Source organism: Methylophaga sp. UBA1464 (genome assembly GCF_002325665.1).
Taxonomy (GTDB): domain Bacteria; phylum Pseudomonadota; class Gammaproteobacteria; order Nitrosococcales; family Methylophagaceae; genus Methylophaga.
Genome location: NZ_DCSO01000043.1, coordinates 10,888 through 11,412 on the forward strand (window position 1 = coordinate 10,888; position 525 = coordinate 11,412).

1 protein-coding gene is annotated in these 525 nt (G+C 40.6%); it reads right to left on the reverse strand.

The annotated features are described in order from the left end of the window. Positions 1 to 148 (reverse strand): prolipoprotein diacylglyceryl transferase family protein (locus B3O33_RS04415; RefSeq protein ID WP_292363047.1); only part of this gene is annotated, 148 nt, incomplete at its 3' end. Positions 149 to 525: the final 377 nt, after the last annotated feature.

Below are 525 nucleotides of genomic sequence, written 5' to 3' on the forward strand. Positions count from 1 at the left end.
CCTGAGATTTTTCCCAGCCATAATCATTCGCTCTCCATCTGGCTAACATCCAGGCCGCGACAAAACCAAACAGATACATCAAACCATACCAATGAATGGCCAATGGTCCGAGCTCAAGCGCAACAGGATCAATCTGCGGATAATTCATATTTTGTTCTCATAGACTTTGGTGCACGCATCATAACAAGCCCGCTATGAATCTTCATTAACAGAATTTTGCACCAATTTTGGGCGTGGGATTTTCATGGTCGCACCAAAATAACCCTTTCAGTAATGAAAGATTTGCCGCAAATTACCATATCTAATTGAATAATAAATACTTTTTAAAACTGGCATGTAAACTGCGTTAGTTGTGGCAGTCTGAATACACGGTGTTGTAAAAAATCAACGCATCGGATTCAAAAAAGACTAAAACAATTCAAACGAGGAGATATACATGAAATTCAAAACGCTCTCAGCAATGTGTCTTGCTGCCACAACAGTTTTAGCGACTTCATCAGCAATGGCATGGGAAAGCGAAGACGG